Annotated in this window: 19 protein-coding genes and 2 pseudogenes; all 21 read left to right on the plus strand. The window is 49.2% G+C overall.

The window, feature by feature from the left end; all coding sequences use genetic code 11:
- Positions 1 to 41 precede the first annotated feature (41 nt).
- On the plus strand, positions 42 to 485 hold the full coding sequence (locus MHI44_RS15315) for a nuclear transport factor 2 family protein (RefSeq protein ID WP_151262066.1): 444 nt from the start codon (positions 42 to 44) through the stop codon (positions 483 to 485).
- Positions 482 to 1,347, plus strand: a pseudogene (locus MHI44_RS15320) (NAD-dependent epimerase/dehydratase family protein); the annotation flags it as partial. The gene MHI44_RS15315 and the pseudogene MHI44_RS15320, both read left to right, overlap by 4 nt.
- 128 nt (positions 1,348 to 1,475) lie before the next feature.
- Positions 1,476 to 1,724 carry a spore coat-associated protein CotJA gene (gene cotJA / locus MHI44_RS15325; RefSeq protein WP_003219489.1) on the plus strand — a complete coding sequence of 83 codons (249 nt, stop codon included), beginning with the start codon at positions 1,476 to 1,478 and terminating at the stop codon, positions 1,722 to 1,724.
- Positions 1,708 to 1,971, plus strand: coding sequence for a spore coat protein CotJB (gene cotJB / locus MHI44_RS15330; RefSeq protein ID WP_003219491.1), 264 nt, complete (start codon positions 1,708 to 1,710; stop codon positions 1,969 to 1,971). Before cotJA ends, cotJB begins: the two co-directional genes overlap by 17 nt.
- Before the next feature lie 14 nt (positions 1,972 to 1,985).
- Positions 1,986 to 2,555 carry a spore coat protein CotJC gene (gene cotJC, locus MHI44_RS15335; RefSeq protein ID WP_003233850.1) on the plus strand — a complete coding sequence of 190 codons (570 nt, stop codon included), beginning with the start codon at positions 1,986 to 1,988 and terminating at the stop codon, positions 2,553 to 2,555.
- Positions 2,556 to 2,679: 124 nt separating this feature from the next.
- Positions 2,680 to 3,222, plus strand: coding sequence for a GNAT family N-acetyltransferase (locus tag MHI44_RS15340; protein ID WP_213385798.1), 543 nt, complete (start codon positions 2,680 to 2,682; stop codon positions 3,220 to 3,222).
- Between the two features lie 22 nt (positions 3,223 to 3,244).
- Positions 3,245 to 3,548: pseudogene (locus tag MHI44_RS15345) on the plus strand (YesK-like family protein).
- A 114-nt stretch (positions 3,549 to 3,662) separates the two neighbouring features.
- The gene (locus MHI44_RS15350) at positions 3,663 to 4,292 is read left to right on the plus strand and encodes a YesL family protein (RefSeq protein ID WP_019712807.1); all 630 of its coding nucleotides are present in this window, start codon (positions 3,663 to 3,665) and stop codon (positions 4,290 to 4,292) included.
- Positions 4,289 to 6,022: a two-component system sensor histidine kinase YesM gene (gene yesM / locus MHI44_RS15355; protein ID WP_220396549.1), complete on the plus strand. Its 1,734-nt coding sequence runs from the start codon at positions 4,289 to 4,291 to the stop codon at positions 6,020 to 6,022. Before MHI44_RS15350 ends, yesM begins: the two co-directional genes overlap by 4 nt.
- Positions 6,022 to 7,128, plus strand: a complete 1,107-nt coding sequence (yesN, locus tag MHI44_RS15360; protein WP_339202340.1) for a two-component system response regulator YesN — start codon at positions 6,022 to 6,024, stop codon at positions 7,126 to 7,128. The genes yesM and yesN overlap by 1 nt, the downstream gene beginning before the upstream one ends.
- A gap of 102 nt (positions 7,129 to 7,230) precedes the next feature.
- Positions 7,231 to 8,514 carry an ABC transporter substrate-binding protein gene (locus MHI44_RS15365; RefSeq protein ID WP_144531319.1) on the plus strand — a complete coding sequence of 428 codons (1,284 nt, stop codon included), beginning with the start codon at positions 7,231 to 7,233 and terminating at the stop codon, positions 8,512 to 8,514.
- Positions 8,511 to 9,440: a sugar ABC transporter permease gene (locus tag MHI44_RS15370; protein WP_003233835.1), complete on the plus strand. Its 930-nt coding sequence runs from the start codon at positions 8,511 to 8,513 to the stop codon at positions 9,438 to 9,440. Before MHI44_RS15365 ends, MHI44_RS15370 begins: the two co-directional genes overlap by 4 nt.
- A gap of 3 nt (positions 9,441 to 9,443) precedes the next feature.
- Positions 9,444 to 10,334 (plus strand): carbohydrate ABC transporter permease, encoded by an 891-nt coding sequence (locus tag MHI44_RS15375; RefSeq protein ID WP_212059999.1) that lies wholly within the window; start codon positions 9,444 to 9,446, stop codon positions 10,332 to 10,334.
- A 15-nt stretch (positions 10,335 to 10,349) separates the two neighbouring features.
- Positions 10,350 to 11,384 carry a rhamnogalacturonyl hydrolase YesR gene (gene yesR / locus MHI44_RS15380; protein ID WP_014479107.1) on the plus strand — a complete coding sequence of 345 codons (1,035 nt, stop codon included), beginning with the start codon at positions 10,350 to 10,352 and terminating at the stop codon, positions 11,382 to 11,384.
- A 22-nt stretch (positions 11,385 to 11,406) separates the two neighbouring features.
- Complete coding sequence (yesS, locus tag MHI44_RS15385) at positions 11,407 to 13,692, plus strand: transcriptional regulator YesS (RefSeq protein ID WP_339202341.1); 2,286 nt, start codon at positions 11,407 to 11,409, stop codon at positions 13,690 to 13,692.
- Between the two features lie 13 nt (positions 13,693 to 13,705).
- On the plus strand, positions 13,706 to 14,404 hold the full coding sequence (gene rhgT, locus MHI44_RS15390) for a rhamnogalacturonan acetylesterase (RefSeq protein WP_080121151.1): 699 nt from the start codon (positions 13,706 to 13,708) through the stop codon (positions 14,402 to 14,404).
- Positions 14,397 to 15,059 (plus strand): YesU family protein, encoded by a 663-nt coding sequence (locus tag MHI44_RS15395; protein WP_339202345.1) that lies wholly within the window; start codon positions 14,397 to 14,399, stop codon positions 15,057 to 15,059. The genes rhgT and MHI44_RS15395 overlap by 8 nt, the downstream gene beginning before the upstream one ends.
- Positions 15,056 to 15,682, plus strand: coding sequence for a YesL family protein (locus MHI44_RS15400; protein ID WP_003233820.1), 627 nt, complete (start codon positions 15,056 to 15,058; stop codon positions 15,680 to 15,682). Before MHI44_RS15395 ends, MHI44_RS15400 begins: the two co-directional genes overlap by 4 nt.
- Positions 15,683 to 15,802: 120 nt before the next feature.
- Entirely contained in the window at positions 15,803 to 17,665 is a 1,863-nt protein-coding gene (rhgW, locus tag MHI44_RS15405) for a rhamnogalacturonan lyase (RefSeq protein WP_080348113.1), read from the plus strand.
- Between the two features lie 45 nt (positions 17,666 to 17,710).
- Positions 17,711 to 19,549: a rhamnogalacturonan exolyase gene (gene rhgX / locus MHI44_RS15410; RefSeq protein WP_339202347.1), complete on the plus strand. Its 1,839-nt coding sequence runs from the start codon at positions 17,711 to 17,713 to the stop codon at positions 19,547 to 19,549.
- A gap of 156 nt (positions 19,550 to 19,705) precedes the next feature.
- Complete coding sequence (locus MHI44_RS15415; RefSeq protein ID WP_339202350.1) at positions 19,706 to 20,359, plus strand: rhamnogalacturonan acetylesterase; 654 nt, start codon at positions 19,706 to 19,708, stop codon at positions 20,357 to 20,359.
- Position 20,360 lies beyond the last annotated feature (1 nt).

Below are 20,360 nucleotides of genomic sequence, written 5' to 3' on the forward strand. Positions count from 1 at the left end.
TTGGACTGAACAGTCTAGAAATAAAAATGAGGTGATGATGAATGTTGATGAATGAATTTGAAAAAGCATGTGAAACATTGAGAAAGTTTATGGCTTATATGCTTGAGAAGGACATGAAGAGCTGGACGGAGCTTTGGGATGAGAATGCTGTATTTGAGTTCCCTTATGCGCCGGAGGGATCACCAAAAAGAATAGAAGGAAAAGCGGCCATTTACGATTATATTAAGGATTATCCTAAGCAGATCCATCTTTCTTCATTTACGGCTCCGACAGTGTACCGTTCAGCAGACTCGAATACGATGATTGCGGAGTTTCAATGTGACGGCCATGTGATTGAGACTGGACTGCCTTATCGCCAAAGTTATATCAGTGTCATCGAAATGAGAGACGGCCGCATTGTGCGTTATAGGGATTATTGGAATCCGCTTGTTGTAAAAGAGGCCTTTGGAGGATCATTTTTGCAAACAGAGGAGAGTGGGAAATGATGAAACAGAATCCGATTTTAATCACGGGCGGGACTGGCACAGTCGGCAGCCGAATCGCCAGCCGTTTAATAGAGCTGGGGCACAGGGTGCGTATTGCGAGCCGGAAAAAGGGCGCGCTTGCTGATGCTGAGTATGTGTATTTTGATTGGAAGGACGCCTCCAGTTTTACGCCTGCTCTGGAACAAGTAAAACAGATCTATCTTGTTGCTCCGGTCGGTGTATTTGATCCGGCTCCCTATGTGCTCCCCTTTTTAAAGGAGGCAAAGCGTCTCGGTGCAAAGCGTGTAGTGATGCAAAGTGCGTCTGTTGTCCCTGAGAATGGTCCCGTGTTTGGCGCGCTTCACCAGGCAGTGCGCGAGTTTCCAGAATGGACGGTGCTGCGGCCCTCATACTTTATGCAAAATTTCATCAATGTCCAGCATCGCATGTCTATTCAAACGGAGGGCCGCATCACAACGGCTTCGGGTGAAGGAAAACTTGGGTTTATTGACGCTGATGACATCGCAGAAACAGCCGTCAGGGCTTTGATTGATGATGTTCCTCATCAAACACATCATATTCTGACAGGTCCCGAGGCGCTGAGCTATGCCGAAGCGGCGGAGATCATTGGAGCTGCGGCGGGACGCCGGGTGGAGCATGTCAGCATTTCTCGTACCGAGTTGCAGCATAAAATGGAGGCAGGAGGTTTGCCCGCGGATTATGCCCATTTTATGGCGAAGCTTGATGAGGCAATCAGCCATGGTGCGGAACATCGGGTAACGGATACAGTGAAGCGTGTGACGGGAAAAGAACCTCGTTCGCTGTCAGAGTTTGCGGCTGCTCATGCTGCATATTGGAAACACTGACCTCATTTTGGACTGAATAGTCTAGAAGACCTTCGGCGCTTTCGAAGGTCTTCTTATTGAAAAAGCTAAGTCGTGTTTTAGTCATAATCATGCCTCCTGCCTCATACCTATTAAGGTCATTGTTTTTGAGAAAGGAGGAGCCGGAATGAAGGATATGCAGCCGTTTACGCCTGTCAAATCATATACGCCCTTTCACAGCCGTTTTGATCCCTGTCCGCCCATAGGGAAGAAATATTACAGAACGCCCCCTAACCTTTATATGACCTTTCAGCCTGAGCACATGGAGCAGTTTTCGCCGATGGAGGCTTTGAGGAAAGGCACCCTTTGGAAGGATCTCTATGATTTTTATGAAAACCCTTATCGAGGGGGAGACGCACATGGCAAAAAAGGTTGACGCCGAATATTATCGTCAGCTAGAGCAAATACAGGCTGCTGATTTTGTGCTTGTTGAGCTGAGTCTTTATTTAAATACACATCCTCATGATGAAGATGCGTTGAAGCAATTCAATCAATATTCCGGCTATTCAAGGCACTTAAAAAGACAGTTCGAATCCTCTTACGGACCGCTTCTGCAGTTCGGCAACAGCCCCGCGGGCAAGGATTGGGATTGGGGAAAAGGGCCATGGCCGTGGCAAGTATAAGGAGGAATGCCTGAATGTGGGTGTATGAAAAGAAGCTGCAATACCCTGTCAAGGTCAGTACGTGCAACCCGACGCTGGCGAAGTATTTGATTGAGCAGTATGGCGGAGCGGACGGCGAGCTGGCCGCAGCTCTCCGGTATTTGAACCAGCGTTATACGATTCCTGATAAGGTCATCGGCCTTTTAACAGATATCGGCACGGAGGAGTTTGCCCATTTGGAAATGATTGCGACCATGGTCTATAAGTTAACAAAAGACGCCACACCGGAGCAGCTGCGTGAAGCTGGGCTTGGCGATCATTACGTCAATCACGACAGCGCGCTTTTTTATCATAATGCGGCGGGCGTGCCGTTTACCGCGAGCTATATCCAAGCGAAGGGCGATCCGATTGCCGATTTATACGAAGATATTGCCGCAGAAGAAAAGGCGCGGGCGACGTATCAATGGCTGATTGATATTTCGGATGATCCTGATTTAAACGATTCCCTGCGTTTTTTGCGTGAGCGTGAAATCGTACACTCTATGCGCTTCAGAGAAGCGGTTGAAATTTTAAAAGAAGAACGGGATAAAAAGAAGATTTTCTAATAGGCAGATTGGCCTCTCTTTCATACACCCTTTTACATACAGAGAAAATGGTCTGTTTTTGCAGTTTGGTCTGCATTATAATCAAGGTGTGTGTGCAAGCTTACTTTTTGATTGGGAGGCCTTTATGTCAGCTTTTAAGATTGAGAACGAAACGATTGCAGATGGATTTTACGCGTGTCCGGCCGTCTATGAGGATGCAGAATCGATTACCGGGTTGCTCGTCCGAACAGCTGAATGGCTCCGGGATCGGGGTTCTAACCAATGGAGCGGACTTCTAAAAGGGCAAGATATACATGATATCACGGGGTCAATTGAAAAGGGACATGTGTTTGTGTTTAAAAAAGATGAAGAGCTTGCGGCTGTCGTGATGTTGCTGCCTGAACCGAGCGAGTGGGACCGGGCGCTTTGGGGAGACGATGGGCATGAGGAGTCCATTTATTTGCATCGCCTCGCAGTAAGCCGCCGGTTTGCGGGACAGGGGCTTGGAGCCCGCGTCCTTCAATGGGCGGAGACGGGCATACACTTTCCGGGAAAAACACGGATCCGGCTTGACTGTGTCGCTGATAACGACGCCCTGCATTCCTTTTATCGGCGTATGGGATATGAATTCATGGGTGCTGATGCGTCCGGATATCATTTGTTTGAGAAAGAGATTACGGCAGAATAAGCGTCCTTTGCAGTGGGCTTTTTTGTCTTTTCTAAAAGGGAGGGCAGGCGATGTTGTGGCCAATTTTATTTGTGACAGGGATTGTGACGGCTTGTCTGTTTGCTGGCGTATCCGTTTTGATGCGGATGAGATTTCCTGACAAAAGTCGGCCGGAATGGATGTTGGCCGGGCTGATCGTCCTTGGTGTGTTTGCGATCTGGTACAGCCTCGTGTATGTACGCGGCTGGGAAGGGGCTGCGCTCGGAATGCTTGGATTCAATGTCATTTTCGGAGCCATTGCCGGATATTTGATCGATAAGGCCATCCGGCGTTACAGGAAAAGATAAGGCTGCTGCCGTCTCTCATCATGTCGAAATTTTCACAGAACGGCAGGAATTTTCTTTCGAAAGGAGAAATACATATTACTTTAAAATGAAAGCGTTTTCCAAAACAGGAAGGTGATGTTGATGATACACAGTGTGACAAATGGGCTGAATCGTTTTTGTACGTGGGTGATGAGACTGGCCTATTTGAATGTGCTTTGGATTTTGTTTTCTCTTGCAGGCCTGGTTGTGTTTGGGCTGATGCCCGCTACTGCCGCGATGTTTACAGTGGCGAGAGAATGGGCGAAGGGGAATACAGATGCCCCGGTGTTTTCTGTCTTTTTTCGGACGTTTAAAAAGGAATGGCGGGCATCACAGATCCTCGGGCTTATCGTTGTGACGGCTGCCCTGTTTCTGTTTGCGGATATGCGGATAGCGGCTCAGATGGACCAGCCTGTGCTCGTCAATGTATTCCTGAGCATTAGTTTGATTTTCGCGTTTGTTGTGCTGTATGTGTTCCCGGTGTTTTCTCATTTTGATGTAAAAATCAGAGAGGTGCTGAGCATCAGCTTTTTGATTGCTTTCAGCCGTCCGGCGGTGACGCTTTTGATGGCGGCGGGCGCTGTCGGTGTGCTTTGTCTCGTTCTGTTTCATGTCACGTTTCTATTGTTTTTCAGCGGGAGTTTACTCAGCCTGATCTTAACGAAGCTGTCCTTTAAAGCGTTTCGGTCAATGGATCAGCGGCAGGAGAAAGAAAAGGCGGCATGAAGAAAAGAGTTGCTGGCTGGTACAGGCGGATGAAGATTAAGGATAAGCTGTTTGTGTTTCTATCGTTGATTATGGCCGTATCCTTTCTGTTTGTATACAGCGGGGTCCAGTATGCCTTTCATGTGTATGATGAGCAGATTTACCGCAAGTCCTCGGAGGTGCTTCGGATGTCTTCTGAAAGGATCGAAGACGAGCTGAAGAAGATAGAGGATGTGTCATATGAAATCATTACAGACGAACAGATTCAGCGCATCCTGAGTATGCAAAATCGGGATGATACGTATGATCAATATCAAATGAAGCAGGAGCTGTGGGATCAGCTTGCGGGATATGCCAGCGATGAAAAGTACATCGATTCCATTCATGTGATTGATGCCCGCGGCTCAGAGTATTCAGCCGGAAGCAGTTCTTCAGATCTTTTGCAGCAGGAGCAGGAAGAGGTATTTAAGCGAGCGAAAGCGAAAAATGGAAGAAATCTTTGGATGACGCTCGGCGGGTCAGATCCTGTCCTGATTTCAGCACGGCAGATCAGGTCCTATCACCAGCTGAGTCTGAACGGCTTGGGCATGGTGCTGATCCAAGTCAATGTAAAACAAATGATTCGTGATGTGCCGAAGGATTGGGGCGATTCAGTCGGAGACATTATGATTGCTGACCAAGGCGGGAATTTGGTGTATACGGCACATGCATCAGCGCATGTTCCTGAGGCAGCAAAAGAGACGCTGAAGCACCCCGGTTATGACTTGATAAAAAAGAATGGCAAACGTTACTTTATTTCTTATCTTCAATCATCCTACCAAAATTGGAGCTACTATAATGTCATCCCCTTTGACCAGATGTTCGAAAAAATTTCCTTTATGAAAACAGTGATCGGCACATGCTTTCTCCTCTTTTTCTGTGTGGTTTTGCTTTTCGGAAGGAAAATCGCCAACAGCATCACGGAGCCGATTGAACAGCTTGTGACCGCGATGAAATCGGTACAGCACGGCGGCATTGAAGCAGGTGTGTCGCTTTCTCTGCCGGAACATACACAGGATGAGGCCGGCATGCTGAACCGCCATTTTACTGTCATGATGAAACGGATTAATGAGCTGATGGAAGAAAATGTGGAAAAACAGCTCATTATTAAAGAAACCGAATTGAAAGCACTGCAAGCCCAGATCAATCCGCATTTTTTATATAACACGCTCGAGTCCATCAATTGGCTGGCCAAGGCGAATCAGCAAAAGCAAATCTCAAAAATGGTGGAATCGCTCGGTTTTCTTCTGAGAAACAGCATACATATGAAGAAGGATATCGTGACCATTCAGGAGGAGGCGGACATTGTACGTCACTATATGACCATTCAGCGATTTCGATTTGAAGAGCGCCTGAATTTCACGTTGGATATTGACGATGAGGTGAAGCATTGCCTCATTCCGAAACTGACGCTCCAGCCTCTTGCGGAAAATGCGATTCAATACGCGCTTGAACCCTTTACAAGGCCATGCGCCATCCGGATTCAGGCGAAAAAGGCGAAGGGCTGTGTCTGTATTACGGTCGAAGATAACGGCCCTGGCATGGATGGACGGATTCTTGAATCAACGGGCGGAAGAGGAATCGGACTTTGGAATATTCGCGAGCGCATCAGCCTGACATTCGGAGAGCCATACGGATTGCGGATTCATAGTGAGCATGAAAAGGGGACGAGGATTGTGATCACAATACCGTGCCGAAATGAGGTGGTGTGATGTATAAAATACTGCTGGCTGATGATGAGAGGATTATCCTTGATGGGATGGCAGGAATCATTGAGTGGGAGTCGCTTGGCGCCTCATTGATCGGTAAAGCGCAGAACGGACATGAAGCATATGAAAAGATTGTACATAAGCAGCCGCATATCGTCATCACAGACGTCAAAATGCCCGGCATGGACGGGCTTGAGCTGATCAAAAAGGTGTCAGCCGTCAGCCCGTCGGTGCAATTTATCGTCCTGTCCGGGTTTGGAGAGTTTGAGTACGCAAAGGAAGCCATGAAATATGGGGTGAAGCATTATTTGCTGAAACCCTGCAATGAACAGCAGATTATCAGCTCGCTGGAGGAAATCATTGCTGAGCTGAAGCGGCAAGATGTGCACAAAAAGAAAACAGCCCATCTAAAACACGAGCTCGACCATATCCGTTCCTTTGCAGCCGATCAATACTTGGAAGGCTTGATCGCCGGTGTGGCCCAGCTGTCTCCACCGCCTTCACTTGCCGGAAAAAAGATCCGCCTCTTGATCTTAAAAGGGGAACAATCTATTGATGCTGCAGCCAGAGAGGCACTCGGGTCGGCACTGACAGCGGTTTGCAGCAGCGGAGAATGGACCGTACTCGCCGTAGAGGAGAACGCCGCTGAAAAGGTGGCGGAGGTTTTTGCAACCCGCAAGATGGCCATCAGTCAGGCGGGAGAACTCCGGCACGCGGGGCAGCTGTTTCGTGACACAGCTGAAGCGTCTGGTGACCTGCATGGGAGCGCAGTGATTTCAAAAATGATCAGGCTTATTGCCGACGAGCTCGGAAATCCGAATCTGTCCTTAAAATGGGCGGCGAAGGATATGCTGTTTATGAATCCTGATTATCTCGGGAAGTTATTTAAGCAGGAAACAGGCGAGAAATTTTCACAATATGTTACACGAGTGCGTCTTGAACATGCGATAAAACAGATGAAAATGAGGCGGGATGCGAGTGTATCAGAAATTGCTGAAGAAATCGGGTTTGGCGATAATCCGAAGTATTTCAGTCTTGTTTTTAAAAAATATACCGGTCTGACACCGTCAGAATTCAGAAGAAAACAGGGAGGCGCTTCCGCAGGATAGCCATCTCTGTTTTTTTGACTTTCGCCACTGTTTTTTGAGTGTTTCGCCTTATCCGAACGCTTTAAAATAAAATGTAAGCACTTACATTAAAGGGGGATTGGTTTGAAGAAGATTTGTTACGTGCTGTTATCGCTTGTCTGTGTCTTTATTTTCAGCGGATGTTCTGTGGGCGAAGAGGCATCGGGGAAAAAAGAAGACGTTACACTCAGAATCGCGTGGTGGGGCGGGCAGCCAAGGCATGATTATACAACAAAGGTAATTGAACTTTACGAGAAAAAGAATCCTCACGTCCATATTGAAGCGGAATTTGCGAACTGGGATGACTACTGGAAAAAGCTTGCGCCCATGTCTGCCGCCGGCCAGCTTCCTGATGTCATTCAAATGGATACCGCTTACTTAGCCCAATACGGAAAGAAGAACCAGCTGGAAGATTTAACGCCGTATACAAAGGATGGGACGATTGACGTCAGTTCAATCGACGAGAATATGCTGTCGGGCGGAAAAATCGACAATAAGCTATATGGATTTACGCTAGGTGTCAACGTGCTGTCTGTGATTGCCAATGAAGATTTGCTGAAAAAAGCCGGTGTGTCTATCAATCAGGAAAACTGGACGTGGGAGGATTACGAGAAGCTGGCGTATGATCTTCAGGAAAAAGCCGGTGTCTACGGTTCCAACGGAATGCATCCGCCTGATATTTTCTTCCCTTATTATTTGCGCACAAAGGGTGAGCGCTTTTATAAAGAAGACGGCACTGGCCTCGCGTATCAAGATGATCAGCTGTTTGTCGATTACTTTGAGCGGCAGCTGAGGCTGGTGAAAGCGAAAACGTCCCCAACACCTGATGAAAGCGCACAGATTAAAGGGATGGAAGACGATTTTATCGTCAAAGGCAAGTCAGCGATTACATGGAACTACTCCAATCAATATTTGGGCTTTGCCCGGCTGACAGACTCGCCGCTGTCTCTCTATCTGCCGCCGGAGCAAATGAAGGAAAAGGCGCTGACACTGAAGCCGAGTATGCTGTTTTCCATTCCGAAAAGCTCTGAGCATAAAAAAGAGGCCGCAAAATTTATTAATTTCTTCGTGAATAATGAGGAAGCGAACCAGCTGATTAAAGGCGAGCGAGGCGTTCCAGTCTCCGACAAGGTGGCGGATGCGATTAAACCGAAGCTGAATGAGGAAGAAGCCAACATCGTGGAGTATGTAGAAACCGCGTCAAAAAACATCAGCAAAGCCGATCCGCCAGAGCCTGTGGGAAGCGCGGAGGTCATCAAGCTGCTGAAGGATACGTCAGATCAGATTCTGTATCAGAAGGTATCGCCGGAAAAAGCCGCCAAAACGTTCCGGAAAAAGGCCAATGAGATATTAGAGAGGAATAATTGACGGGAAATGGGGCTGACGCAATGAAAAAAAGCCGGAGTATAAGAAAAGACAATCTGGCGGGATATGCTTTTATTTCTCCGTTTATCATCGGGTTCCTATGCTTTACGGTGATTCCGATGGGGGCGTCCCTGTTTCTGTCCTTCACGAGCTATGACTTGTTTACGGCGCCGAAATGGATCGGGCTCGACAACTTTAAGGAAATGTTTACGGGTGACGAAAAGTATTGGCAGTCGTTGAAGGTGACGTTTACGTATGTGCTTGCCGGGGTTCCGCTCCGTCTCGGCTTCGCGCTTTTTATCGCTGTCATTTTAAACAATGCAGCAAAAGGAACGGCCATTTACAGAACGCTCTTTTATCTGCCTTCGATCATCGGCGGGAGCGTCGCCGTGGCGATTATGTGGCGCAATATTTTTGGCAATGACGGGGTCATCAATGCGCTGCTGTTTTTTGTCGGAATTGATCAAAAAATTCTTTGGTACCAGAATCCGACAAGTGCACTGTGGACATTGATTCTGCTGTCCGTCTGGCAGTTCGGGTCGTCAATGCTGATTTTTCTGGCCGGGCTGAAAAACATTCCGTCTTCTTATTTGGAAGCGGCAAGTGTGGATGGGGCAAATCGGGTGCAGCGTTTCTTCAAGATCACGCTTCCGATTCTTACACCGATTATTTTCTTTAACCTAGTGATGCAGACGATTTCTGCTTTTATGACATTTACACCTGCCTATATCATTTCGAAGGGCGAGGGCGGGCCGCTTGACGGGACACTTCTCTATTCGCTCTATTTGTTCCAGCGGGCGTTTAACTATTTTCAAATGGGCTACGCATCGGCGATGGCGTGGGTCATGCTTGTCATTGTCGGGCTGATTACGCTCATATTGTTTAAAACATCGTCATATTGGGTTCATTACGAGTCAAAGGAGGAATGACGGATGGAGCCGGTCAACGAGCCTGTCAGAAAAGCCCCGGTTTTAGAAAGAAAAAAAGCCGAGCGCGTCAGTCCCAAACGCATACTGTTCCATGTTTTTACGGCAACGCTGGCGGTGTTACTGCTGTACCCGGTCATTTGGCTGTTTGTCAGCTCGTTTAAAGAAAGCGCCAGTATTTTTACAACCTCACATTCTCTCATTCCCGACCCTTTTATTCTCAGTAACTATGCTGAAGGGTGGAAGGGTATCGCGGGACAGCCGTTTCTGACGTTTATTAAAAACTCGGCGATCATTGTCGGACTGTCAACAATCGGTGCCGTCCTGTCATCGGCTGTCATTGCGTACGGATTTGCGCGTATTCCGTTTAAGGGAAAAAAATTTTGGTTTGCGTGCATGATGGGGACGTTAATGCTGCCTCATGAAGTGTTGATGATTCCGCAGTATATTATGTTTGCGAAATTAGACTGGCTGAATTCCTTTAAACCAATTGTCGTTCCGCAATTTTTCGGGCATGCGTTTTTTATCTTTCTGATGATCCAGTTTATCCGGACGATTCCCGAGGAGCTGGATGAAGCCGCGCGAATCGACGGATGCGGGCGCTTTGCCTGCTTTTGGCGAATCATTCTCCCGCTGATTGCCCCCGCGCTTGCGACGTCTGCGATTTTCTCCTTCTATTGGAAGTGGGAGGAGCTGATTCAACCGCTTTTGTATTTGAATAAGCCGGAGCTTTATCCTGTTTCACTTGCGCTGAAGCTTTTTCTCGATACAGAGTCGGCTTCGAACTGGGGCGCGATGTTTGCCATGTCGGCCGTCTCGTTATTGCCTGTGATTCTAGTTTTCTTTTTGTTTCAGAAATATATCGTTCAGGGTATCAGTACGACCGGATTAAAATAAAAAGGAGTGTTGCAGATGGCACAGCTTATCTTTGATGAAGAAAAGGTGACGTCGGTTATTGACCGGATCGTGAAACGGACATTTCAGATGGATTTTGCGTGGGATTGGCCTGGCGGCGTCGCGTTTTACGGTGTGGCGGAGGCCTATGAAGCGACGGAAAACGAGGAATATATCAATCTGTTAAAAACGTGGGTGGATGAACAGCTGGAGGATGGGCTGCCGCCGCTTTCGATCAACGGAGTTTCCATTGGGCATACGCTTTTGTTCCTCCACAAGGTGACAGGTGATGACGTGTATTTGGAAACAGCGGCCGAGATGGCGGAATATGTGCTGCATAAGGCGCCGCGCTTTGGCGAGGGTATCCTTCAGCATACGGTGAATGCGGCAGAATACGTATTCCCTGAACAGGCATGGGCGGATACGCTGATGATGGCTGGGCTGTTTATGCTGAGAATCGGGCGGATCATGGAGCGTGAGGATTATTTTGAAGACGGCCTGCGCCAGTTTCACGGACATGAGGATGTGCTTCAGGACCCTGTCACGAATTTGTACTACCACGCCTGGGACAACAAAGCGCAAAATCATCTGTCGGGGATTTATTGGGGCAGGGCGAACGGCTGGGCGGCACTCACGATGGCAAAGGCGCTCCCGCTTATTGAGGTGACACATCCTTCCTTTATGATCATCGACGGATCGCTCAGAGACCAGCTTAGCGCGCTTGTCCGGCTTCAGGATGAATCAGGGCTGTGGCATACGATTTTGGATGATCCGGATTCTTATCTGGAGGTTTCGGCATCAGCGGGTATTGCTTCTGCTCTGATGTCGAGCGGAAAGCTGTATACAAAATATGTGCAGAAATCGCTTGCCGCCATTTTGGATGCGGTGGAAGAGGACGGACGGGTCAGCAAGGTATCTGCCGGGACAGCCGTCATGAAAAATGCCGAAGGATACAAACAGGTGCCTTACAAACGAATACAAGGATGGGGGCAGGGACTTGCGCTGACGTTTCTTGCTGATGTTTTGAAAACGAAAAAACGCGTGTATCAGTAAAGACAGCGGCGGGAGGAAAGGGATGAAAAAACAGCCTCAACAGAAGGAACGGGTTTCTCGCTGGAAGGGAACGTATTTCAAAAGAAACTTTGTCTTCATTTTGCTGATTGCCTGTATTCCCGGATTGCTGACTGGCGGCGCAATCTACTTTCTTTCGATCGACAAGGTGGAGAATGAGCTGCAGAGATCGCATGAAACACAGGTGGCGCGTGAGGTCAGCCGAATGGATGAGAAGCTGGCAGTGCTTGAACTGGCACTCACCCAGATGGCCTACGATTCTTCACTGATGAATGGATTGGCCGAGAGGGATTTGGAGAAAGACTTTACGTTCTCCTATCAATTAACGAAAAAGCTGTTTCTTTTGCGGGACCAGCAGCCGCTGATCGAGCAGGCTTCCATCTTTCTGAACAGCCCCCGGCCTCTTGTGCTGAGCCCTGAATACAGCGCTTTGACAGAACAAGAGGGCCTTCGCAAGTATCGCTCGCTGCTTGCCTCAGACCACAGCATTTATTGGAAACGGTCGGGAAATCAAGCGATGCTGATCCAGCTCATTCCGGGCGCGGCGGAGAAACCGTTCGGCACGATCATGCTGGCGGTTGATCCGAAAGAAATGGAATCAATCCTGCAAAGCTTGTCCCCCTATCCTGATGGCAGTGCGCTGCTTTTAGATCAAAATCGAGAGGTGCTGTTTCATGAGGGGGAAAAAGATTTTGAAAAGACTTTACTTCATGAGATAAAAAAACAGCCTGCTGAGAACGGCCATTTTCAGATGGAATGGGAAGGCAAGGTGTATTCTGTCTCCTTTGGAGAAATGAACCGGATGCATCAGCAATGGACCTTTGTGTCAGCGGCGCCTCTTTCAGCTATTACAGCGCCGATGGTGTTTTTATCAAAAGTGATCATCGTGATGCTGGTCATTTGCATCGGTTTGGCGGTGTGCATGACATGGTATGCATCAAAAAAAATCTATCGTCCCATCCAGCATTTGCTTGGCTTGTTTACCGGAGGAGAGAAGAAAACATGGCAGGCGTCCGGGCAGGATGAATTCAAATGGATTGAAAAGAGATGGCAGGATCTATCCCTTGATAGCCGGAAGCTCCAACAGCAGCTCCTGCGGCAGACGCCCCATATGAAAAAGAGTTTTTTGCAGCATCTCTTACAGGGCGATTTTTACTATGACAACGAGGAAAGCCTCAGATTGCGGATGGAGGAGGCTGGCTGGAACATCGGCGGAAACGCGTTTCATGTGCTTGATCTACAGGTGACAGGGCTCCGTTGTGAAAAAAGCATCTTCCGTGAAGGTGATGAACAGCTTGCCGTGTTTACACTGACTAATATCGCTGAGGAATTGGCGGCTAAACGCGTTTTTCAGCTCTCCATACTTGATATCGGCCGGCTTTCTGTCACCATTCTTGTGATGAAAACAAACAGCTCTGATCTGAAGGCGTATATAACGGAGCTGGCACGCCAATTTGGAGATGTAACCGGACTATGCCTGACCTCGACATTGAGCAGCAAGACGGAGCGTGTCACGGAAATTCCTTCTTTATTTCAGAATGTGAAATGCGGCAAATCCCGCAGGAAATTTGCTAACCGGGATCAGGTCATTGATTTGCAGGCCGACTTCCCTCAGGATGAGCAGTTCGCTCCTTATTACCCTTTTGAGCTGAAAAAACAAATTGTTCAGGCCATCCGGCTGGAAAGAAAACAGGAAGCCAAGGAACTGATAGATGGATGTATGAGGGAACTGGCGGAAAAGGCGGCCATAGACAGGCATGTGCATTCCGCCCTGATTCAGCTGTTTTCCCGCATTCAGGAGGATATTTTGCATTCAGGGATCAATCCCAGCGAACTATTTCAGCACCGGAATCCGTTTCTTGATATTTCAGAATTGCGCGAACCTAACGAAGCGGCGGCCTGGCTGATGGATGTAGTGGTGACGCCTTACCTTTCCAAGCTTGAGGGCAGAAAAAACAGACAGCAAAAGCAGCTGGCAGAACGTGTGATTGCGATGATTCACGAACAGTATATGGCGGACATTTCATTGGAAAGCTGTGCCGATGCGCTTGGCATGAATTCATATACGTTAAGCAAGGCATTTAAGCAAGTGACCGGCATTAATTTTATCGATTATGTGACCCAGATCAGAATCGAAAAGGCGAAAGAACTGCTGGTCAATACGAATAAAAAAATTCATGACGTGTCAGAAGAAGTCGGTTACCGCCACAATTACTTCAATCGGATTTTTAAAAAACAGGTCGGCATGCCGCCGGGTGTCTTCAGGCAAATGTATCAGGAAACGCCGTGAAAGGAGAGAACATGTGATGAAGAAACCGATTCAAGTATTTTTAGCGGGAGATTCCACTGTGAGTGACTGCCCGCCTCATGAAGCGCCGATGGCGGGGTGGGGGCAGGTATTCGGGCAATTGTTTTCTGAAGAGGTAGTGGTGCACAATCATGCCAAAGGAGGAGCGAGCACCAATTCTTTTGTGGAGGAAGGAAGGCTTCAAGCAATTGCCGAACGCATCACACAAGGCGATTATTTGTTGATTCAATTCGGCCACAATGACCAAAAACCGCGGGGGACGAAGCCGTACTCCACATTTCAGCAGTTTCTTACCTTGTTTGCAGATACGGCACGCGAAAAGGGCGCGCATCCTGTGTTCGTCACATCGGTGCAGCGCCGCCGCTTTGATGAAAACGGACGAATCGAGCATTCCCTCGGTGAGTATCCCGATGCGATGAAAGCACTGGCGAAGGAGCTCGATGTACCTGTGATTGATCTGCTTGCGAAAACAAAGGTGCTGTATGAAGAATACGGGCCGGAGGAGTCGAAGCGATTGTTCGTTTGGTTTCAGCCGAATGAACATCCGAATTACCCGGACGGTATTGAGGACAATACGCATTTTTCGGAAAAAGGTGCAATGGAGGTTGCGAAGCTTGTGGCAGAAGGCATTGAAGAGCTCGGACTTCCGCTTAAGGACCACCTTGTGAGCCGGGAGGGAAAAGAACATGTATAAGGAAGGCGCGTGCCTGTACCGTAATCCGCTCCGGTCTAAAAGCGATGTGAAGGAATGGCGGATGGAGGGAGGCGGACAGATCTCATTTGACGATCACAGCTTGCACCTGTCACATGTCCAGGACGAAGCGCACTTTGTCTTTTGGTGTCCGGAAACCTTTCCAGACGGCATCATTGTGACATGGGACTTCTCTCCGATCGAGCAGCCGGGATTGTGTATGCTGTTTTTTTCTGCTGCGGGAATGGGAGGCGAGGATTTGTTTGATCCAAGTCTCCAGAAAAGAACGGGAAAATACCCCGAGTATCATTCGGGGGACATCAACGCTCTCCACCTGTCGTATTTCCGCAGAAAGTACGCGGAGGAAAGAGCGTTCCGCACCTGCAATTTAAGAAAAAGCCGCGGTTTCCACCTCGCCGCAATGGGGGCCGATCCGCTGCCTTCTCCAGACGACGCTGATTCTCCGTATCGTATGAAGCTGATCAAAGACAAAGGCTATGTGCACTTTTCAATCAATGGTCTGCCCATTCTTGAGTGGATGGACGACGGCAGCACTTATGGGCCTGTGTTAACAAAAGGAAAAATCGGGTTCCGGCAGATGGCCCCCATGAAAGCCGTTTACAGGGATTTTGCCGTGCATCAAGCGGTGAGAAGATGAAGACGACTGTAACGGATGCGCTTTATGCAGGCTGCGAAGCGGTGGTGAAAATAGCATGGCTCAACGGGCTGTGGCTGTTGTTTACACTTTTGGGCGGCGTTCTTTTCGGATGGGCGCCGAGCACAGCTGCGATGTGTGCCGTTATAAGGAAATGGCTGATGGGGCAAAAGGATGTCCCGATATTTTCGTTATTTCTCGATACCTATAAAAAAGAGTTTCTCAAGGTTAATGCGATCGGATTGGCGTTTTCGGCTCTTTTGCTCATATTGTCTGCCAACTATCATTATTTTTCTGCCAGTACGAATTGGCTGTCCTTTGCCGTAACAAGCTGCACGCTGCTTGCAGGGCTTTTGTATATCATCGCGCTGATGTATGTGTTTCCCCTTTATGTGCATTACCAGCTCCCGCTTCGCAAATATATTCCGCAGGCACTGCTTTTTGGCGCCATGAGGCCGCTGACGACCGGCTGTATGCTGATCGGGTGCGGATTTGTCCTTTATTTGCTCTATACGCTTCCTGGCTTGATTCCGTTTTACGGCCCATGTTTATTTGGGCTTGTGTTGATGTTTTTTGCTCTTAGGGGATTTCAAAAGACGGAGGCCCAGCACCATCAAGCCGGGTAACAAAAAAATGACAAATACGCAAAAAAGTGCAGTGTCCGAAATAGGCAGATGCAAAAAAGTGAAATTGAAGACAGCTCACACAGCGCATAAAATCCAATTTAAGTAAGCGCTTACAGATAAATGAGAAGGAGCTGTCTGATGATTACACGAAGGAAACGCATGTTTACCGCTATTACGTTGCTGGTCTTGTTGGTGATGGGAACCTCTGTATGTCCTGTGAAAGCTGAAGGGGCAGCGCGGCAGATGGAAGCGCTGAACCGGGGGCTTGTAGCGGTCAAGACGGACGGGGGCATTTTTGTCAGCTGGCGGTTTCTTGGAACCGAAAACGCATCTGTTTTGTTCAATGTGTACAGAGACGGGCAAAAACTGAATGCTGCGCCTGTCAAAACCACGAACTATGTGGATAAAAACGGATCGGCGGGCTCAACGTATACGGTTCGGGCTGTTGTAAACGGTACCGAACAGCCGGCTTCTGAAAAAGCCTCCGTATGGGCGCAGCCGTATCATTCCGTCCCGCTGGATAAACCGGCTGGCGGCACGACGCCAAAGGGTGAAGCTTACACGTACAGCGCTAATGACGCAAGTGTTGGCGATGTGGATGGTGACGGGCAATACGAGCTGATCCTGAAATGGGACCCGTCTAACTCAAAAGACAATTCACAGGATGGCTATACGGGTGACGTGCTGATTGACGCGTATAAACTGGACGGCACAAAGTTATGGCGGATCAATCTCGGCAAAAACATCAGAGCGGGCGCGCACTACACCCAGTTTATGGTGTATGACCTTGATGGTGACGGAAAAGCAGAAGTGGCAATGAAAACGGCAGACGGGACAAAAGACGGCACGGGCAAAGTAATTGGAAATGCCAATGCTGATTACAGAAATGAACAGGGGCGTGTGCTTTCAGGCCCTGAATATCTCACTGTGTTTCAAGGTTCAACCGGGAAAGAGCTTGTCACCGCAAATTTTGAACCGGCGCGCGGCAATGTGTCGGATTGGGGAGACAGCTACGGCAACCGTGTTGACCGTTTTCTCGCCGGCATTGCCTACCTTGATGGACAGCGGCCGAGCCTGATCATGACCAGAGGGTATTACGCTAAAACCATGCTAGTTGCCTATAACTTCAGGGATGGAAAGCTGTCAAAGCTTTGGACGCTGGACTCCTCAAAGTCAGGAAATGAAGCGTTTGCTGGACAGGGGAATCACAACCTGAGCATCGCGGACGTTGACGGGGATGGAAAAGATGAGATTATTTTCGGCTCAATGGCTGTTGATCATGACGGGAAAGGCATGTACTCGACCGGCTTAGGCCATGGGGATGCCCTCCATACAGGAGATCTTGATCCGGGCCGGCCGGGGCTTGAGGTATTTCAAGTTCATGAGGACAAAAATGCAAAATACGGCTTATCTTTCCGGGATGCTGCAACCGGAAAAATCCTTTGGGGCGTTTATGCCGGCAAGGATGTAGGCCGGGGAATGGCTGCTGATATTGACCCGCGTTATCCGGGACAGGAAGTGTGGGCAAACGGTTCTCTCTACTCAGCGAAAGGGGTCAAAATCGGAAGCGGGGTTCCGTCCTCGACCAACTTCGGCATCTGGTGGGACGGCGATCTGCTCCGGGAACAGCTGGACAGCAACCGAATTGATAAGTGGGATTATCAAAACGGCGTATCAAAAAATGTGCTGACTGCATCAGGCGCAGCGGCTAACAACGGCACAAAAGCAACACCGGCGCTTCAGGCTGATCTGCTCGGTGACTGGCGCGAGGAAGTGGTGTGGAGAACGGAGGACAGCAGTGCTCTGCGCATTTACACGACGACCATTCCGACTGAGCACAGGCTGTATACACTGATGCACGATCCGGTGTACCGGCTCGGCATCGCCTGGCAAAATGTCGCCTATAACCAGCCGCCGCACACAAGCTTCTTTTTAGGAGACGGCATGGCGGAACAGCCAAAACCAAATATGTATACGCCTTAACTGAAAGGGGGAAGGAACGGGCTGCGCGCAGCCCGTTCCCATCAAATGAAACAAAAAAAGAGGCAAATGGAATACTTGACCAGAGGTTTGATTGCGGTACAGACAGAACAGGGCGTGTTTGTCAGCTGGCGTTTTCTCGGCACGGATCATGAGACGACGGCTTTTCACCTTTATCGGGATGGAAAGCGGATCACCCGCGATCCAATCGCTGAAAGCACTAATTTTCTCGATCAAAATGGAACGGCTGACTCTGTTTATCAGGTGGCGGCTGTCAATAAAGGACGGGAAGAAAAACTTTCCAAGGAAGCTCGTGTTTGGCAGGAAAATGTCCTGGAGGTTCCGCTTGCCAAACCGGAAGGCGGTATCACGCCGGACGGAAAGCCGTACACCTACAGCGCCAATGATGCCAGCGTCGGGGATGTGGACGGGGATGGAGAATATGAAATCATCCTGAAGTGGGACCCGTCCAATTCAAAAGACAACGCCCATGACGGGTATACCGGGGAGGTGCTCATAGATGCCTATAAACTGGACGGCACCTTTTTGTGGCGTATCAACCTTGGCAGAAACATCAGGGCGGGCGCTCATTACACGCAATTTATGGTGTATGACCTTGACGGTGACGGAAAAGCAGAAATCGCCATGAAAACAGCTGACGGCACAACAGACGGGAAAGGACATATCATCGGTGATGAGCATGCCGATTTTAGAAATGAACAGGGAAGGATTCTGTCCGGACCGGAATATTTGACGGTGTTTAAAGGAGAAACCGGTGAGGCGCTCACGACCGTGGAATATGAACCGCCCCGCGGCAAACTGGAGGATTGGGGAGACGGCTATGGAAATCGGATGGACCGTTTTCTCGCCGGGATCGCTTATTTGGATGGGGAGCGGCCGAGCCTCGTGATGGCGCGGGGCTATTATACGAGAGCCGTTCTCGTAGCATACGATTTCAGAAACGGAAGGCTCAAAAAACGATGGGTATTTGACTCCAACCATCCGGGACATGAAGCGTACGCAGGACAGGGGAACCACAGCTTGAGCGTGGCTGACGTCGACGGAGACGGAAAGGATGAAATCATATACGGCGCAATGGCGGTCGATCATGACGGAACCGGCCTGTACACAACGGGGCTCGGGCATGGAGACGCGATGCATGTAGGGGATCTGGACCCGTCACGAAAAGGGCTTGAAGTGTTCCAGGTGCATGAGGACGCCACGAAGCCGTACGGACTGTCACTGCGAGATGCCGGAACCGGTGAGATATTATGGGGCGTCCATGCTGGAACTGACGTTGGCCGGGGCATGGCGGCTCATATTGACCCAAGCTACAAAGGGTCGCTTGTCTGGGGAATTGATCCGCCGGGCAATGATGGCATGTCGTATGGGCTTTTCACGAGCAAAGGCGAAAAAATCAGCGACAAAGCGCCCGCTTCAGCCAATTTCGCCATCTGGTGGGACGGTGATTTGGTCAGAGAACTGCTTGATCATGACTGGGACGGAACGATTGGCAGGCCAAAGATTGAAAAATGGGATGCTGAAAACGGCTGTCTGAAGACGATATTTCAGCCGGCCGGCGTGCTGTCCAACAACGGCACGAAAGGAAACCCGGTTCTTCAGGCCAACCTGTTCGGAGACTGGCGGGAAGAAGTGATATGGAGAACGGAAGACAGCAGCGCGCTCCGTATCTATACAACGACACATCTCACCCGCCACTGCTTTTACACGCTGATGCATGATCCAGTTTACAGGCTCGGCATCGCCTGGCAGAATACCGCCTACAACCAGCCGCCGCACACGAGCTTTTACCTCGGAACGGGAATGAAAAAACCGCCGAAGCCCGCCCTGTACATAGCGGGAAGCAAAGCGGAGGCGCCGCTGTAGGAGGACTAAGGATAAGACGCAAAGGCTGAACGCTACGACAAGATGATTAACGAACGGGCAGGACGAACCAATGCTCAAGCGCTGTACGCACCGGTCTTTTTCAAGGGAAGAGCTATCCGTGATGGAAGCTGTATAAAAAACGAGGGGGAATAAAAAATGGCAAATCATATTTATCTTGCCGGCGATTCGACTGTTCAAACGTATGGAGACAGCACAAATCAAGGGGGCTGGGGGCAGTTTCTCGGCTCGCATCTGCCGGAGCATATTCAAGTGATCAACAGAGCGATCGGGGGAAGAAGCTCGAAAACATTTGTGGAAGAGGGCAGGCTTCAGGCAATCCTCGATGTGATCGAGCCGGATGATTGGCTGTTCGTGCAGATGGGCCATAATGACGCATCGAAAAATAAGCCGGAGCGCTACACCGAGCCCTACACTACTTATAAACAATATTTAAAGCAGTATATCGCAGGTGCGCGGGAAAAAGGCGCCCATCCGCTTCTCATTACCCCCGTAGCCCGCTTTCATTACGAAAATGGCGTGTTTTTGAACGATTTTCCTGATTACTGCATTGCTATGAAGCAGACTGCTGAAGAGGAGAATGTCCAGCTCATTGATCTGATGGAGAAAAGCCTTGCTTTCTTTACTGAGATGGGCGAGGAAAAAGTATACACCTATTTTATGATTTCAGAAGGGATTAACGATTACACGCATTTTACAAAAAAAGGCGCAAATGAAATGGCGAAACTTGTGGCAAAAGGCATAAAGGAGCTCGGCCTGCCATTGACAGAATCGATCATCAAAGAAAGGTGAA

Origin of the sequence: Bacillus sp. FSL K6-1366, from assembly GCF_037976695.1 — a bacterium.
Taxonomy (GTDB): domain Bacteria; phylum Bacillota; class Bacilli; order Bacillales; family Bacillaceae; genus Bacillus; species Bacillus subtilis.

Excerpts from the sequence above, each read along its gene's own strand:
- MHI44_RS15315 (WP_151262066.1), top strand. The coding sequence starts at position 42 with ATGTTGATGAATGAATTTGAAAAAGCATGTGAAACATTGAGAAAGTTT.
- cotJA (WP_003219489.1), top strand. The coding sequence starts at position 1,476 with ATGAAGGATATGCAGCCGTTTACGCCTGTCAAATCATATACGCCCTTT.
- cotJB (WP_003219491.1), top strand. The coding sequence starts at position 1,708 with ATGGCAAAAAAGGTTGACGCCGAATATTATCGTCAGCTAGAGCAAATA.
- cotJC (WP_003233850.1), top strand. The coding sequence starts at position 1,986 with ATGTGGGTGTATGAAAAGAAGCTGCAATACCCTGTCAAGGTCAGTACG.
- MHI44_RS15340 (WP_213385798.1), top strand. The coding sequence starts at position 2,680 with ATGTCAGCTTTTAAGATTGAGAACGAAACGATTGCAGATGGATTTTAC.
- MHI44_RS15350 (WP_019712807.1), top strand. The coding sequence starts at position 3,663 with ATGTTGATGATACACAGTGTGACAAATGGGCTGAATCGTTTTTGTACG.
- yesM (WP_220396549.1), top strand. The coding sequence starts at position 4,289 with ATGAAGAAAAGAGTTGCTGGCTGGTACAGGCGGATGAAGATTAAGGAT.
- yesN (WP_339202340.1), top strand. The coding sequence starts at position 6,022 with ATGTATAAAATACTGCTGGCTGATGATGAGAGGATTATCCTTGATGGG.
- MHI44_RS15375 (WP_212059999.1), top strand. The coding sequence starts at position 9,444 with ATGGAGCCGGTCAACGAGCCTGTCAGAAAAGCCCCGGTTTTAGAAAGA.
- yesR (WP_014479107.1), top strand. The coding sequence starts at position 10,350 with ATGGCACAGCTTATCTTTGATGAAGAAAAGGTGACGTCGGTTATTGAC.
- yesS (WP_339202341.1), top strand. The coding sequence starts at position 11,407 with ATGAAAAAACAGCCTCAACAGAAGGAACGGGTTTCTCGCTGGAAGGGA.
- MHI44_RS15395 (WP_339202345.1), top strand. The coding sequence starts at position 14,397 with ATGTATAAGGAAGGCGCGTGCCTGTACCGTAATCCGCTCCGGTCTAAA.
- MHI44_RS15400 (WP_003233820.1), top strand. The coding sequence starts at position 15,056 with ATGAAGACGACTGTAACGGATGCGCTTTATGCAGGCTGCGAAGCGGTG.
- rhgW (WP_080348113.1), top strand. The coding sequence starts at position 15,803 with ATGAGAAGGAGCTGTCTGATGATTACACGAAGGAAACGCATGTTTACC.
- rhgX (WP_339202347.1), top strand. The coding sequence starts at position 17,711 with ATGAAACAAAAAAAGAGGCAAATGGAATACTTGACCAGAGGTTTGATT.
- MHI44_RS15415 (WP_339202350.1), top strand. The coding sequence starts at position 19,706 with ATGGCAAATCATATTTATCTTGCCGGCGATTCGACTGTTCAAACGTAT.